The 15,775-nt window shown below is 44.6% G+C and carries 15 protein-coding genes; 3 read left to right on the forward strand and 12 right to left on the reverse strand.

The features are described from left to right. Window positions 1-197 precede the first annotated feature (197 nt). The 4 genes from MKX42_RS28145 to MKX42_RS28160 form a co-directional block, all read right to left on the reverse strand. On the reverse strand, window positions 198-860 hold the full coding sequence (locus MKX42_RS28145; RefSeq protein WP_340756319.1) for a Type 1 glutamine amidotransferase-like domain-containing protein: 663 nt from the start codon (window positions 858-860) through the stop codon (window positions 198-200). Further along, on the reverse strand, window positions 857-1,774 hold the full coding sequence (locus MKX42_RS28150; RefSeq protein WP_340756321.1) for a DUF2785 domain-containing protein: 918 nt from the start codon (window positions 1,772-1,774) through the stop codon (window positions 857-859). Before MKX42_RS28150 ends, MKX42_RS28145 begins: the two co-directional genes overlap by 4 nt. 93 nt (window positions 1,775-1,867) lie before the next feature. Next, window positions 1,868-2,788: a helix-turn-helix transcriptional regulator gene (locus tag MKX42_RS28155; protein WP_340756323.1), complete on the reverse strand. Its 921-nt coding sequence runs from the start codon at window positions 2,786-2,788 to the stop codon at window positions 1,868-1,870. Between the two features lie 220 nt (window positions 2,789-3,008). Then, window positions 3,009-4,055, reverse strand: a complete 1,047-nt coding sequence (locus tag MKX42_RS28160; RefSeq protein ID WP_340756325.1) for an SDR family oxidoreductase — start codon at window positions 4,053-4,055, stop codon at window positions 3,009-3,011. Between the two features lie 117 nt (window positions 4,056-4,172). Here MKX42_RS28160 and MKX42_RS28165 point away from each other — a divergent pair, with 117 nt between their 5' ends. After that, window positions 4,173-4,706 carry a TetR/AcrR family transcriptional regulator gene (locus MKX42_RS28165; RefSeq protein WP_340756327.1) on the forward strand — a complete coding sequence of 178 codons (534 nt, stop codon included), beginning with the start codon at window positions 4,173-4,175 and terminating at the stop codon, window positions 4,704-4,706. A 167-nt stretch (window positions 4,707-4,873) separates the two neighbouring features. On the opposite strand, the gene MKX42_RS28170 is transcribed toward MKX42_RS28165, so the two are convergent. The 4 genes from MKX42_RS28170 to MKX42_RS28185 form a co-directional block, all read right to left on the reverse strand. After that, a complete protein-coding gene (locus tag MKX42_RS28170) occupies window positions 4,874-5,980 on the reverse strand; it encodes a Ger(x)C family spore germination protein (RefSeq protein WP_340756329.1) in 1,107 nt (368 codons plus the stop codon). A 2-nt stretch (window positions 5,981-5,982) separates the two neighbouring features. After that, the gene (locus tag MKX42_RS28175; protein WP_340756331.1) at window positions 5,983-7,101 is read right to left on the reverse strand and encodes a GerAB/ArcD/ProY family transporter; all 1,119 of its coding nucleotides are present in this window, start codon (window positions 7,099-7,101) and stop codon (window positions 5,983-5,985) included. Beyond that, window positions 7,098-8,519 carry a spore germination protein gene (locus tag MKX42_RS28180; RefSeq protein WP_340756332.1) on the reverse strand — a complete coding sequence of 474 codons (1,422 nt, stop codon included), beginning with the start codon at window positions 8,517-8,519 and terminating at the stop codon, window positions 7,098-7,100. Before MKX42_RS28180 ends, MKX42_RS28175 begins: the two co-directional genes overlap by 4 nt. Before the next feature lie 436 nt (window positions 8,520-8,955). Beyond that, window positions 8,956-9,858: a LysR family transcriptional regulator gene (locus tag MKX42_RS28185; RefSeq protein WP_340756334.1), complete on the reverse strand. Its 903-nt coding sequence runs from the start codon at window positions 9,856-9,858 to the stop codon at window positions 8,956-8,958. A gap of 139 nt (window positions 9,859-9,997) precedes the next feature. Here MKX42_RS28185 and pyk point away from each other — a divergent pair, with 139 nt between their 5' ends. Further along, entirely contained in the window at window positions 9,998-11,506 is a 1,509-nt protein-coding gene (pyk, locus tag MKX42_RS28190) for a pyruvate kinase (protein ID WP_340756336.1), read from the forward strand. 39 nt (window positions 11,507-11,545) lie between these two features. Here the strand turns inward: pyk and MKX42_RS28195 are convergent, their stop codons facing one another. The 4 genes from MKX42_RS28195 to MKX42_RS28210 all read right to left on the reverse strand — a co-directional run bounded on the left by MKX42_RS28195 (window position 11,546) and on the right by MKX42_RS28210 (window position 14,423). Continuing rightward, entirely contained in the window at window positions 11,546-11,941 is a 396-nt protein-coding gene (locus MKX42_RS28195) for a VOC family protein (RefSeq protein ID WP_339222762.1), read from the reverse strand. A gap of 119 nt (window positions 11,942-12,060) precedes the next feature. After that, entirely contained in the window at window positions 12,061-12,402 is a 342-nt protein-coding gene (locus MKX42_RS28200) for a cupin domain-containing protein (RefSeq protein WP_339222760.1), read from the reverse strand. A 71-nt stretch (window positions 12,403-12,473) separates the two neighbouring features. Then, window positions 12,474-13,205 (reverse strand): hypothetical protein, encoded by a 732-nt coding sequence (locus tag MKX42_RS28205; protein ID WP_340756337.1) that lies wholly within the window; start codon window positions 13,203-13,205, stop codon window positions 12,474-12,476. A 666-nt stretch (window positions 13,206-13,871) separates the two neighbouring features. Further along, entirely contained in the window at window positions 13,872-14,423 is a 552-nt protein-coding gene (locus MKX42_RS28210; protein ID WP_036723305.1) for a TetR/AcrR family transcriptional regulator, read from the reverse strand. A 148-nt stretch (window positions 14,424-14,571) separates the two neighbouring features. Between MKX42_RS28210 and MKX42_RS28215 the strand changes: the two genes are divergently transcribed. Then, entirely contained in the window at window positions 14,572-15,510 is a 939-nt protein-coding gene (locus tag MKX42_RS28215) for a ketopantoate reductase family protein (protein ID WP_340756338.1), read from the forward strand. Window positions 15,511-15,775: the final 265 nt, after the last annotated feature.

Here is a 15,775-nt window from a genome sequence, read left to right on the forward strand (position 1 = left end):
AGTATGTGCCTGGATGAGCGGCATTCCAAAGTATCCTCCTGGGTTCTCCTTTATTCTTCAACCTCAAATATTGAATCGATGATGATTGGAAGATTGTCTCTAACCGAAACAGCTCCAAAGGCTGAACGTGCATGGATACCTTTAGCAATTCTTCAATCGCTGACTGTATTTCGAATGGTTCTGTGGTTGTTTCGTAATCATACACTTATTTTCTGAATCTTCGAGCGGGATATTAAATATACCGGGCCCATTATTTCAATTGCGCCGTCTTTTACACGAATCGCACTCTCCTGCTCTGCCGCATATACATCGATCTCCTCCGATAAGGGGAACAGGTAGCCTTGAACGAAAGAGGCGTAATCGCGTTTCGAATGAGATTCATAGGCAAAAGGATTAAAGTCCAACCCATCATGAATCGTATCTATTTCAACGGTATGATCGGCGCTCTGCGAGGTTACCCATTTGGCAGCCATGTTCAACGAACCGGCGCTGGCCCCCAAGATAACGGCATTGCTGTTCTTAATCGCATCGGTTAATTCATATTCCGCCAAAAAGTTTTTCTGTTGAACAGGATCTCCGCCGCATAGAAAAATGACCGACGCGTTCTGAATCCATTGCCGGGCCTCATCCTTCGGCATGCGGTAATCGATGAAATGGTTCTCCTTAAACATAAGATTAGCCTGATGGAGCCATGTCCATTCCGTTATATCCTCAAAGTTAATCTGCCCGTCTTCATAATCAGAGGGTTGAGCGCTAATCATAACAAGCGATTGTCTGTCTTGTAGATCCTCCTGCAACCACTCAACCAGCCCCTCTGGTAAAAAATCATTAAACCAACTGAAATAATAGTGAGTACTCAAGCTTCATCACCTCCATATGCAGGGTTTGCCCCGTTAAAGCGGTTTAATTTTGCTTCAGCCGCCAGCATGGCGCTGGTAAGTCTCCGATGATTCCAGTCATGCCGGGCAAGTGTTCTGAAATACAGGCTGCGCACCATATTTTTCCCGTTCACTCTGGCAACTCTCTGTGCGCGTGTATCCGGCCATTCCGTACACTGCGCCAAGCTATGAATCCAGTCGGCAATCTCCTGCTGTGGTAGCAGCGATTCACTGATCATCGTGTCCACAACGTTAGCCATACGTTCGTCTTCCTCCTCGTCAAAAATCCGGACACCGTTATGCAGCATTCCTGTAATCGCCATAAGCACCTCGTGCTGCACCTCAATGTCACTTTCCTTATAGCGGATCAGCTCCTCCAGGGCATCTGCCCCATGAGCTGCGGCATGAGCCCAGCCTTCGGCTGCCAGATAACCGCGCAGGTCCTTCTCCTCCTGATAGTAGCGAAGCAGCGAGCGCTTTAGATGCTGGAAGTCTTTTGGCGTCAAGAATGGTTGAATCCGGTCCCGTTGCATAATAAGAGCGATCGGCAGAACCGCGAATGCCCTGGTGAGTACGCTGTGGTCGCCCTCGCTTCCAATCCGGTAGAACAAATGCCGGTCGTCCATCAGGACAGTCAATAGATGCCGCATTTCCCCATCTGTGAACTTATTATCGCGCTTCAGCCATATGTAAAAGGTAGAATAAATATGCTCACGAAGCTCAGGCTCCGGGTCACCAATATGCCGCAGCATCAGATCGGTAAAGTCTTGGATGCTTTCTCCCTCTCGCAGGATATACTGTTCTTCCTCCAATCTGTGCAGCTTGTGTATCAGTTCTGTCCGCGTGTCCTTCGTACCCCATTCATTGACATCTTCGTCCAAAATGCAGGCTTTCATCTAGTCGGTTCACTCCTAACCTAGTTATAGCGGCGTTATGTATTTCTCCAGCCGATATCCCTACTATAAAACACAATGACTGACACCAGGGGGTCAGTCATTGTAGGATAGAAGCATATTTTGCATATATTGCTGCAGCTCCGCCCGTAATTCACGAGGCTCCAGCAGCTCGCACTCCTTGCCGAAGCTTAAAATGAACTTCAGCAGACCCTCCTCATGAGGAAATGTATCCGTAACGAGATAGAAGCCATCTTCACCCCGGCTAATCTTCTCTTTCTCAAAATACTCGGAAAGCTGCGCGCCAATTCGCGAAGTGAATCTCAACACAACCTGTATGCCCGCCTGCGAATAATTGTGCTCAATGACATCGGCGATCCGCTCTGCCGACAGCTCTCTTTTTTCAAACGGCAGCCCCTGCTCCAATTGCCTGATCCGCACGAGCTTAAATCTGCGGTAGTCCTTTCTGACCCGGCAGAAGCCGACCACATACCAATGGCCGTGACGAAAGTCAATCCAGCCCGGCTCTACCGTTCGCTCCAGGTATTCCATATCCCTGTTGATATAATCGAACACTAGCAGCCTGTTATCCGTGATGGCCTCGCTTATGATCCCGAGGTACTCCTTAATCTCTTGCTCCATGCTGAAATGGGACAGATCCAGAGTCAGTTTATCCTTACCCGGCTCCCGCCTATAGGTATGTTCGACTTTTAGCAGAATGTCATTAAAAGCTTCGTTCCGGCCAAACAAGCCGTGTAAATTCTTCATTACAGCTACAAACGTATGAGCTTCGTCCCCATTAAGAAAGAGGTTGCTCACATTATAGCTGTCCATAATATAGTATCCTCCGCCCTTGCCGCTGGTCGATGCCACCGGGATGCCGGCTTCGCCTATTTTCTCGATATCCCGGTAGATCGTCCGCAAGGATACCTCGAAATGCTCGGCAAGCTCCTTGCCCGTTACCGTACCTTGACCGGAGATGATCAGCAGCATGGAGAGTAATCGATTGACTCGCATGATTGGTGTGTGACGCTAAGGAACGTCTCCTCCTCTGGGTAGAATTTTTTTCATATTACATCTTTGGGAAACACCTTATTCATTATCTTGTCAGACCTACGGAATGATGTCCAGAATGACATTTGTGAGAGGAATGCAGGATTGCCAAAACGTGGGATCTGTGCAGGGGATCTAACATAGAAGGGGACAGTTGTTAAACGCAAATTGTCCCCGCAATAACTTATACCTTCATCTGTCCCTTGATAACCTTCATCATACTTTTGCCTGTGGCTACAATTGCTTCTTCCGCCGGGCGTGGTGCCCATCCCAGTAAACGTTTGGCTTTTTGGTTACTCGTTGACATATCTTGGCCCAAGAGTGATGCAATCATTCTTAATTTAGGATTGAAAACCGCCGCAGCGCGAACGATAAGGTTTGGAGTTTCCTTCATGGGCACCTGTTTCGCATCTTCACCTAGATTTTCTCTCAGAATATTTGCGATTTCAAGGGTGGAGAGATTCTCTGAACTGGAAGCTATTAACCGCTCTCCACTTGCTTCAGGACGAATCATTGCCAGAATATGCAGTTCTGCAACATCTCGAACATCCACATAATCAGAATAAATTTTGGGGACAGCCTTCAGCTTGCCTTCTAGCATCTGGCGGACAATCACATTTGAATGTGAATAATCGTTGCCTAGAATCGGCCCCATCACACCCACAGGATTTACAGTTGCAAATTCCAAACCCCTCCCTTCTTGTTGAATGAAATCCCAGGCAGCTTTTTCAGCGAGTGTCTTGGATTTTTGATAAGGATGAATTTTGTCTTCTGTATTGGACCAATCTTCTTCGGTATAGGGCCCCATGTGATGCTTATGTCCCACACCAATCGCTCCAAAGGCAGAAGTTAAAACAACACGCTTGACCCCTGCATCACGCGCTGCTCTCAGCACCCGCAAAACACCTTCACGTGCCGGCCCAATCATTTCATTCTCATCCTTATATATTCTATTGGGGGTTGGAGAAGCCACATGGATGACATACTCCACTCCTTCGACTGCATGATTCCAGTTATTATCAGAAGTCAGATCCGTTTGAACAAAAGACAAATCCTCCATATTTGTCACTCCGCCCAACCTGATCATGGCTCTCACTTCATCTTGTCTGCTCATCGTACGAAGGGTTGCCCGCACACGATACTTCTTCTCCAGTAATTTCACAATAATATGAACCGCGATAAATCCTGAACCTCCGGTCACCAGCACCACAGGTTTGCTAGAGTCTGCCATCGTAAATGCTCCCTTCAGGTAGCGTTACACTTGTAACGCTTTTTACACTATAATAGGACCAGGCATTATCAATAGCAAGCAAGAAACAAGCATGTGTGACAGAATGGAGGAAGTGTAATGGCAGCAACGGATCACGCACAAATTATTAAAAAAGACACCAAAGAATGGATTACTATTGCATTGCTGGAGCTATTACGAACGAATAGAATATCAGAGCTGAAGATTTCAGAACTCGTTAGAAAAGCCGGCGTCAGCCGAATGGCCTTCTATAGAAATTATGAAAGTCTTGAACAGGTATTAGTGGAGTACTACGAGCCCAAATTTGCAGATATTTTCAATAAAATTGCGAACAAAAAGAATCACGAGCAAAAAATAACAGATTTGACCAACTTTTTTCTAACATTCTCTGATGATTTTCGATTGGCCATTGAGAGTGATTACACAGGGCTACATTATCAAATCTTCAAAACTCATATTACCCAATTTTATGATGAGCTTACTCCCTTTCCAGACTGGACAGGTGCGAAACGAAATTATTGGATTCATTTTATGAGCGCCGGTGTTTTTGAAATTTGGATGATGTGGATAAAGAATGGTCAACAAGAAACCCTAGAAGAAATATCCGCACTCATCCGACTTTTTCATAAATAAAAATACAGGGAAATACGATGGAACGAGTAGGTGAACTGGCTGAGCAGGAACCGGCAATGTTAAGGCGAAAAGCGGATTCGCCCCGATAGCATAACAATCTGTTCAATTAACCCGCTGAATTTGTGCAAAGCAAAGGTATCATGCGCTCTTAAGCGGCTCGGAACGATTTACTTGTTTTGAAACACATCAACCGCTCCATTAATCAAAGGATGTACTTTGATGTCGTAGTCAACATTAATTCTCATATTCTCCCAATGTTTCAGCCATTGCTCATCCGTTATTTCTTTAGAAAACGGCTTAAGCGAATGGGTTCCGACCTCTAAGGGATCGACTTTCCAACGTTGCATTCGTTTTAATAAATCTGACGTTTGTTCCTCAAGGTAGACCTCAATTTCATGAATTAATTGTTCCAATTGTTCCTCACTTTGAATATTCAATTCTCCCTGGTATTCCTCAATTCTTCCTTTCAATCCCACATGTAAGGACAAGGATGAATAGTCGCTCGATAGTTTCATCCGAACATTGGATCGAATCCGTCCTAAACTGATAGATAGCTTTGGAATGGCCAAGACTTTTAGGAAATGATTGTTATCCAGAAGTTGAAAAATATTATCGTCCACGTCTTGAATGACCATTACTTCTTTATCGTTTTGGAAGATGCCTGTTCCTACGTAATTGAAATTGTCCTTATCCGAATGAAAAACCGGCAGGACCGGATCTTTAAAAGGAGAATATACCTTCTTCATGAATTTATGAATATTGACGATGCTCATTTCACCTTGATTATGCTCCTCGTAATGCTTTAACATCCGATAAAGGAAATAATCCTGGTTGTCTTGCACCGTCAATTGATTTTTTATGTATTCATCAAAATCGCCTCTGACAATCAACAAATAGACACGCATTGAAATATCAGGATCAACCAGTATGGTATTGATCAGCTTTTCAATGCCTCCTTGTTTTGCCAGCTCCTCATTAATTAATAACATTCGCAGCTGCCCCTGCTTTAATTCCCGATAATAAATTAAATTAAACTTCTGGTCTCCCTGCTTTAACAGATCGACTTCCTTGGAGAGAAGACGTTTTTTTTCTTGGATGAGCGGGGGGACTAAAGTGCTGATTCTCAACTTTCCTTCCGTCCCCTTGTCAACCGACCAGAAAACTACCGGAGCAATCTCTTCGATCTTATTGTTCTCGACATATGGGGAAGAACAGCCGGCCATCCACATAAGGCTTACAACCGCCAATAAACCATAGTGCTTGTATGGTACCATCCCTACATACTCTCCTTTCGTTTAACTGCAATGAAAAGGATCGCAGGAATAAGTAAATAAATGCATGAGCCGGTCCAGATTTGAAGGTTCAGTAACATCTTTTGACCCGGAACCGTTTGCCATAACCATTGATCCATTAAGATGATGCTTATCAAAATGACGAACCAGCTCGACAATAAACCAATCCGAGTTGTGCGTTCTTTCATTTTTCTCATAAAGATTCTTCCGGCTCCATAAAAACACAACAGAAGAATTGAAATGTCAAACACATAATTAAACATATGGAAAGAGATAAGGATGTAATCGATTCGTTCTAAACCGCTCGTTTGAATGTAGCTTCCCATATAGCCTATCGGAAAATCGATCTTGCGTAAGTAGTGCGATCCGTAAAACAATACCGAAGCAATGAACAATAATACATATTCCATGATCGACATCATATTTCCAATAACCAGGTATTTCGATATTTTTTTATTGGAGCTTAACCATGGAACCATAAAAACCAAATATACCGGACCGGAAAATGCCGACCAAATAAACAACAAACCTTGCCATGATTGTCCTGACCATTCGGTGGGTATGAGAGGATACAAATCGCGGTAATTGGTATCCAGTTGGAAGAAAAAAGGAATAAACATGACTGAGATCCAAGCCCCGCAAAGAAAGGCGATGACGACAAAACGCAATGTATTCTCCATTCCATGTGAAGCCACATATAAGCTGATCAAAAGAATAAATAGGATCAGCCACCTTGTATCCATAGATGGAAAAATAAAATTATGAAGCATTTCAATGTATCCCAGTGTGATGATTGAAATTTTTAACAATATTATTAAAAATCCAAATATTGCGAAAACTTGAACCGGCCGTTTCCCGAAAAGCTGTAAAAATCCTTGATAGCCTTTCGCTGCATAACTGGAAGTAAACCATTTGGACATCATCATCAAATTAAGCTGAGACAGTAGCCCCATCACGACAATGCCCCACACCATATACGAATGAACCAAATAAACCGGCATGATTAAAATAAAATAATGCATTTGCATGCGATTCACTAATAGAACGAAATAGATGCCGCCAGGGGTGGAAGTTGTTCGATTATATAAGGATAAACTCTTCACTTCTTCATCTCCTGTCGCCATTTCCGTAGTGGTTTTAGATATTTCGGACGCGTTTTCATCCAAATTAAAGGGCCGCGGATAAAGAGATCGTTCCAATCCCTTCCATAAAAAGGAGCAATCGGTGCTAAATAAGGTTGACCTAATGACGTTAATGCATGGAGATGTGCAAGAATCCCGATCAGCCCGATCACGATTCCCGGCAACCCAAGAAACGATGCAAGGACAAGAAGAAGAATTTGCATCAGCACCATGGATTTTGTAACTTGATAATTGGGAACTAAAAAGAAAGCAATAGCGGATATCCCCATCAACACTATCAATACTTTACTGGCAAAGCCTGCTTCTACAGCAGCTTGTCCAATGACGATACCACCGATAACCCCTAAAGTTTGACTGGTTTTGGTCGGCATTCGCAAACTTGCTTCTTTGATGATTTCCAGCGTTACGATCATGAAAAATCCTTCCGCAAACGGAGTAAAGGGCAATTTGCCTCTCGATTCCAATAATACGTAAAGAAGCGGCAGTGGAACCATTTGGTAATGAAATGTCGTTAACGCAACATAAAAAGGAATCATCGTCAAAGAAACAATAAAACTTCCGTACCGGATTAAACGTAAAAAACTGGCTACCGGCCAACGAAGGAAGTAGTCTTCCGGAGATTGGAGTAGATGAAAAAAAGTAATGGGAGCAATTAAAGCAAACGGTGAATTGGAAACCAATAGCGTCAGCTTTCCCTCACCTAAGGCGTAGGCGCAGGCATCCGGCCGATCCGTTTGTAGAAACTGCGGAAAGACCGTATGGTTATGATCTTCAATAAAAGCTGCAAGCTGAGAGGAGTCTAAAAATTGATCGAAATCCACACTTTCAATTTTCTTTCTTGCAAGGGAAACAAATTCTGGATTAGTTAAACCGTCTATGTACAGTAACACAACTTTCGTTTTACTCAGTGAACCGATAGTAAAGCTTTCCGTTTTTAATGTAGTTATAGGTAAACGTCTGCGCAACATTGTAATGTTTTTATCGATTTGTTCACTGAAGCTGTCTTTCGCTCCATATATAACAGTTTCCGTTTGGGAAGGTTCAACTGCCCGGCCAAGAGGGCTTTCCAGTTGGACGCCTAACCACTGATCGTTGACTGAATCGTTTAGAAGAATAAATCCTTGCATTATTTTTTGCTCAGCATCTTCGATCGATAGAACTTCCGAAACTTTGGCATTGGTTATGCATGAAGAAAGCGAACTGCAAGCAGAACGATGAAGTGGCTGAATAATCGTCTCGTTTAAACGCTCTGGATCGATTAACGTTTTTATGTATAAAAGATGGACTGAGGCACTGGTACCCATTCTGAGCTCAACAATTTCGGCATCATCCATATGGTTTAATTTCTGTTTTAATTCATCAAGCCATGTTTCAACCATAGTCTTCTCCTTCATTAAAGAAATCAAAATCCTGCGGTTTTATCGTGCCCTGAAATGGAAAAATTATACGACCGGGTAGCTGCAAACAGGCTTTTTGATTCCGCTTATATCATGATATGTCTTCGTTCAATGCCAGCCACTGCACCGCCAACCCGAACCTAATTGATTTCACCGCTCTCGCTTAGGCGAAGTCCTGCACCCTTTTCGCAAACGCATTTAACGTATACACTTCCACATTCATGTTCTGATCGTCCTCTCTTTATCTTCGAAAAACAGGCATGACAAGACAGAGGCCTTGTCACCCCCGGGAATGAAAAAAAGTCGGGTGCATCAGTCGCATCCCGACTTTTATTTTCGTATTAAACTGATGTGCGTAACCGCAATCTTCTCTCTATAACGTCTTAATAGTGCCATTCTTCTTTTGCAAGCAGAACAGTTAATTTCTTGCCCATCCTTTCGACTGCTCCCGGACCAGTGAGAGAAATGCTGCCGCCGCTGGCGACAATTCCTCCTGCTTCCGGGTACAGACGGCAATCGGATTCAGCAGCGAAGTGCCGTTAACCATCACACGCTCCACTTCCCCGCGTTCCACATTATCCCTAACCGCCAGGGAGGAAATGAAGATGGCCCCGTAACCCGCGATGACGGCCCGAACCATCTCGTTCACCCCATTAAATTGTAGACCGACCTTGGGAGGACTCACGTTCAAAGCCCGGCATAAAGAGAAGAGACGCTCCCGGGTAGAACTTCCCTCTTCACGCAGAATGAAGGGAACCTTCATCATCTCCGCTAAAGTAATTTCCTGTCCGCCGTATGGATGGTTTCTCGGGACGATGAACCAGAGCTCGTCCTCCAGAAGTTCTTCCCATTCAATGCCCGGTTGCTCCTCCCAGCCGCCTCCGTATACGGCTACCTCGGCATCGTACTGTAGCAGCCCCTCCACCGCTTCCCGAGAATTTGCAGTATTCAAGACCACCTCTACGGAAGGATGCTCTTGCTTGTAGAGGGCCAGCCATTCCGGCAGCAGCAGATTAGCGGGCAGATAGGTTGCTACAATCCGCAAGATGCCGCTGAACCCGGCCTTGTATTCACGCACTGCCTCATCCAGCTCACGCTCCAATGCAAACAATCGTTTGGCATGGCTGGCCAGCATCTGACCCGCATCGGTCACTAAGATACCACGCCCCTTGGGGGCTAACAGCTGTATGCCTAATTCCTTTTCCAGATTACGGACCTGAGCCGTAACCGCAGGCTGACTGATCCGCAATTCCTCCGCAGCGCGGGTGACTCCGCCTTTTTCAGAAATGGTGTGAAATATTTTAAGGGCATGAAGATTCATAAGATGACCTGCCTCCTACATCAAAATTGATGAAGAACGAAATTATATATATTTTTCTGATGAATCGTTATGCTTTATTGTAAGGATAAAGGAAAATTTTCACAAGGTTAAATAATTTATCAATGAAGGAGAGAATTTCATGAGTAAAACTAAAATCGTCTGTACCATCGGCCCCTCCAGCGAAAGCCCCGAAATGCTCCGTAAGCTGATCCAAGCCGGTATGAATGTCGCGCGCCTGAACTTAGCCCACGGTGAGCTGGAGGAGCACGCAGAGCGCATCCGCCACATCCGGGAAGCAGCCAAGGAACTAAACCAATATGTGGCCGTCCTGCTCGATATCAAGGGTCCGGAAATTCGTATCGGCAAAATGGCCTCGGAGTACGTGGAATTGATACCAGGAGAAACCGTGGTTCTAACCACAGAGGAAGTGCTCGGCACGAAGGACCGCATCCAAGTCACCTATAAGCAGTTACCCCAAAACGTGAAGCCTGGCAGCAGCATCCTGATCGATGACGGTCTAGTGCGTTTGGAAGTCGTAAATTCCGCAGGCACCGAGATTACCTGCCTCGTCAAGAACGGCGGCAAGCTGAAGCCACGCAAGGGCGTCAACGTTCCCGGCATCAAAACCAGTCTTCCAGGCGTAACTGAGAAGGACATCCTGCACATCAAGTTCGGCGCTCAGCAGAATATCGACATCATCGCTCAATCCTTCGTCCGCAAAGCTGCAGATATTCTCGAGATTAAACATATTCTGAGTCAACACAAGGCCGACCATATCCAAATCATCGCCAAAATTGAAAATGACGAGGGCTTGGAGAACCTGGACGCCATCCTGAACGTAGCCGACGGACTAATGGTTGCCCGCGGCGATCTGGGTGTGGACTTGCCGGTGGAGGAGGTGCCCCTGGTTCAAAAAGACATGATCAAGAAGTGTAACCTGGCCGGAAAACCGGTTATCACCGCCACTCACATGCTGGAGTCCATGCAGATGAACCCGCGTCCGACCCGTGCAGAAGCAAGTGACGTCGCCAACGCTATCTTCGATGGCACCGATTCTGTCATGCTGTCTGGTGAGTCTGCCGCAGGTAAGTACCCGCTGGAGTCCGTCGAGACCATGGCCCGCATCGCCGCCCGCGCTGAGTCCGTCCTGGGGAGCTACGGCCGCTCCAACTGCAAGAGTAACGAGACTGGCACCAACGTGACCAGCGCCATTGGCGAATCCGTTGTCCGCACTGCCCTCGCGCTCTCCGCCAAGGCTATTCTCGCCCTGACCGAAAGCGGCTTTACCGCCCGGATGATCGCCAAGCACAAGCCCGCTGCACCGGTCATCGCCGTGTCCACTAAGGAGAGCGTGCTGCATGCTCTTTCCTTGACCTGGGGTGTAATTCCTATGCTCCGTGACGAATCTGCTTCCAGCACCGATGCAGCCGTAGAAGCCGCTGTTGAACTGGCGAGGTCTGCCGGATACGTGCAAAATGGCGACTTGGTGCTCATCACCGCCGGAGTCCCTGTAGGCTGCGCCGGAACCACTAACCTTCTGCGGGTTCACCGAGTTGGGGAAGGGGATTTGAATATGGATGGAAATTCAGATTTAGCAGCGGTACAGCGGAGAACGGACGAACATGGACCTACCACAGCGAAGAAATAAAGCGGGGGCCACTGTCTTGCTGACTACCTTTTCACCGGATTAAAAATTCAACTCACAATCCTTATGCTCCCATACATCAAATAGGTTCCCATCCAGATCCTCAAAAACAAAAAACTTGCCGTAAATACCTTCATCGCTAATGGGTCTAGCCGTAACTCCCTCAGATGTTAGCCTCATATGCAACGAGTCAATATCATCTGTAAAAAATGTTACAACCCACCGGGGCCGTCCATTCACCTCAAAAACCGCTCTAGTGTCATTATCAGATTCAACTAGATCTATGATTGGACGGTTATCCCGGAATAAGCTTAGATAGTTTCCTCTATCGTTTCTAATGTTGAAGCCAAAGTGATGGACAAACCACTCTGCAGATTTTTTTATATTTTTAACCGGAATTACATTATATGCGATTCCTAATATTTTTCCGTTTACCATACTATCAATCCCCAAAATTTATTTTTCTTTTTCTAATCAGTACCTCAAGAATTACAAATTATGTACAACCAAACTCGTTCTGCACAGTAATGAACTAACATCCCAGTTATCGTAAAGAGCTAATCTACTACGACCCTATCGCCCTTACTTATAGGTTGAGAAATCACAAGAAATTCTATCTCATCATTTGACTTGTTGAACATTTGATGAGTTACCAACGGAGCCACTTCTACTCCCTCTTGTGAATTGAGTGTAATCTCATCGCCTTCAATCTCAAGGGTCGCTGTACCAGTTAAAACAAAGAAAAATTGACGTGATTGCTGGTGATAGTGCTTTACTTCAGAAGTATGTGCCGGCATTTTTTCATGAATCACACTTAAATCTTGATTCTTTACTAAATGCCAACCATCGCAATTGTCGCCCCAAATATAGTGTTCAGCACTGTGTTTACTTATTTTCATTTTTGTAGCTCCTCTCACGATAATGAAGTAATTTTAACATGATTTTATTAAGCAAACCTTACTCCAGCCTATTAGAACCGCGGATTGCCCCCGATCAACTCTTTGGTTATTGGATCAAAAAACATTGTAATCGGTCCCAGTAGGCCGTTCATTTCCGTATCAAGTTGAACGGATACAACAACATCTAACTTTCTGTCATCCATCCAATAGCCAACGTTTTTTCCAGACTCTAGGATCACTTTGGCCTTCTCTTTCGGCGTGGTTAAAGTGCTTCTTTCCTTGTCTGAGATTTGGGCCCAAGCCAGATTCCGAAACTCATCTTCATTTTTAAGTTTGTCATAATGGAAGACATAATAGTACCAGCCGCCGCCCAGATTCTTATAATCCTTCACATAGCTGAATTTCGAAGGATCCCCTTTGGCCATCTCTGGTAGGCTGAGGTAGGTTATGCCTTGTTGATACAAGTTGTCTTCGGCATCAAACAAAAAGTCAATACTTTTACTAGGGGCATCATTTAAGGAGGATATCCTTTTTACAATACCTTCTCGAAACAATGTTTGAGCGATTTGTTGAATTTCAGGGTCCTGGATGTTCTCGATGGAATAATCTTGTTGAAGTATGACAGGCCGAGTCTGGAACACTTTTTCATTTTCTAACAGATAACTGCCTAGAATTTCAAAATCTTCACGACGGTTTTGAAAATATTTAATAACCCCAGTCTCTGGACGCTTCAACACTTCGCTAACGTTCAAGGAAATAATGAAATCACTTGCCGTAACATGCTCCGTGCCCTTGCTTTTCAAGCCAGCACATCCGCATACCGTCAATGCAAAACAGATTAGAACTGAAATGAATTTTATCGGCCTAAGATTCATATTGCGGACCCCCATTAAGACAAGAGTTGTGAATTCATGTCACGAAATGGCTTCTCGATATTATTTTAATTGTTGGTTTAGTTTAGTTCTGAAAATTGCATAAGTACAAGAATAATACTCAAAACAGTTAGTGCAAAGAAAATAACAGAAATTTGACGGTTCCGGCGCATTTTGATTCCATACGAGCCAAAGAAGATTGCGGCCGCTAACTTGGCAATCATATTAGAATAGACATGATCCGAAAATATTGAACTGCTAAAGAGAATAGAAGCAAGTAAAGTCAAAGATATAAACACTTTAAACCATAGCGGTTCCCTTATGAATTGATAGTACATGGACTTTAACGCTTTCATGGCATCCTATCCTCTACGTTTGTTCAGCCTATCTTATCACAGAGAGCCCCCAGAATCAGGATCTACCACTGCTTAACCCAAATTGGCTGGTTTTATCTTCCTTGGGCGAAATATTTAACGTGAGGCGGGAACCACCCACATGCCAGTATACAAAAGGCCGGTCTTGGACGGTTAGCTGTCTGATCTGAGTTTTTACCGTAGGACAATCCTCCTCATCATATCATTGTTGTATTTTAACATATTAAGGAATCACCGTCGTCCCAATCCCATTAGTAAATAGGGTATCTATCAGCTTGACCAATTCTTCCGACGACAGATCTTTGTCATTCCGTATCCACAGGCGAAACATCGACATTAGTGTGGATATGTAAAACTCAATGATATAGGGTGCTAAAGCTTCATTTGCCGGAAGGTCGACAATTAATCGCTCAAAAGGAATTTCTCTTTTCAGATGTTCGATAAAATGAACAGAACCATAGTCGCCCAAGAGGGCTTTCAGGATTGAAATTTCCTCTGCATTCTCCAGGCATTGAAGTGCATCTTGGAAGGTATGTGTGGAGAACTCTCTGCTTGCCATTTCCTCTTTAATGGATCTAAAAACACGCTCTTCCACGTAATCCAACAACTCATAGATATCCGTAAAATATTGATAAAAGGTACTGCGGTTATATCCTGATCGCTTAGCGATCTCTTGGATGGTTATTTTTTCAATGGGTTTCTGGCTATATAAATCGCAGAATACATTGATGAAGGTTTGTCTTGTTTTATCCGTAATTTCAGGTTGCTTATTCATTATTGGCCTCCAGGTTCTGTACACCGATTACACGACAGATTTTAAAAATCTGATGGTTGATGCCCGTATAGCGGACCTATACAATGACATTATACAACACGCTGTTGGATTATCAACCAGGATTAATATATAGGCTCAGGAGGCTAATATGCGAATTTTATTTTTCGGCAGAGGTGTCATATCAACCCAATATGCTTGGGCTTTTGAACAGGCAGGACATACAGTGGAGTTCTACGTTAGACAAGGGAGAAAAGAAACCTTCGGCAGCAGCATCGAGCTTGAAATGTGGGACGCACGAAAAGGGAAACAGCTCATAAAAGAACACTGGAACGTCAAATTGCATGAGGAGATCCGACCAGATTATGACCTCATTATTGTAAGTGTCAACACGGAGCAGCTTCCGGCAGCAGCACAACTATTATCGACTACTGCTGGGAACACGCCTGTCCTCATCTTTAATAACCTTTGGCAGGATTTGAAATCATCGATCTCACCCTTGTCTATGAACAATGTGGTCTTTGGATTCCCGGGAGGCGGCGGTGGCATTGAGGACAACAGGCTTAGAGGCGGCTTTTTAAAAGTGCTGTTTCTGGAACAGCCACGGGTAGGCACTGAAACTATTAATAACAAGGTCAAAGAGCTATTGGAAAGTGCCCATTTTAAAATTCGTTGGATCAAGGATATGCAAAACTGGCTATGGAATCACTTTGCCATGAATGCGGCGATGGAGACCGAGGTGTTGAGACGGGGAAGTTTTCCGGCAATCTTGGATTATAGCGACTCCTTCGCAAATGTTGGCAGGAATATGAGGGAGATTATCCCGGTAATAAAAGCCAGAGGCGGAAAAGCTGATGCGACTTCTCTGCTGCTGACTAAGATCCCGCCGGCACTTCTCGGCACGCTGTTTAACAAGCTGGTTTTTGCAAAGGGCAGCTTGCCACGCCTTTTCATGGAATACAACAATAGCAAAGCAGGCTTTGCGATACATGAAGTTGTGCAGGAAGCGAAAAAGTTAGGTATAGCTTTGCCTCGGCTTGCTGCGGCTTTGGAAAACAGTGGACAACACAAAGTAGAGGTATCAGGATAGGAGTGGTTTAAGCTATGTATTGAAATAGAGTAATTCTGAGTTCAATCCACGCACTCACATAGAGTGCGACTGCGAAAAACAGCATACCCTATGCTATATCCGCTTTCATTCTCTAGCTATCCCTTTGTTCTATTCTCGAAAAGGTATCTGTCCACTCTTGACTTTCCCAGTACTCTCTCGATTCCTGAGAGTTTCGACAAATTCTGAGGTGCGAAACCCGCGGGGATTTCATGGGAGCTTGGCATTCGCACCGGCTCTTGTTTCT

This window comes from Paenibacillus sp. FSL R7-0204 (assembly GCF_038002225.1).
Lineage (GTDB): Bacteria > Bacillota > Bacilli > Paenibacillales > Paenibacillaceae > Paenibacillus_AQ.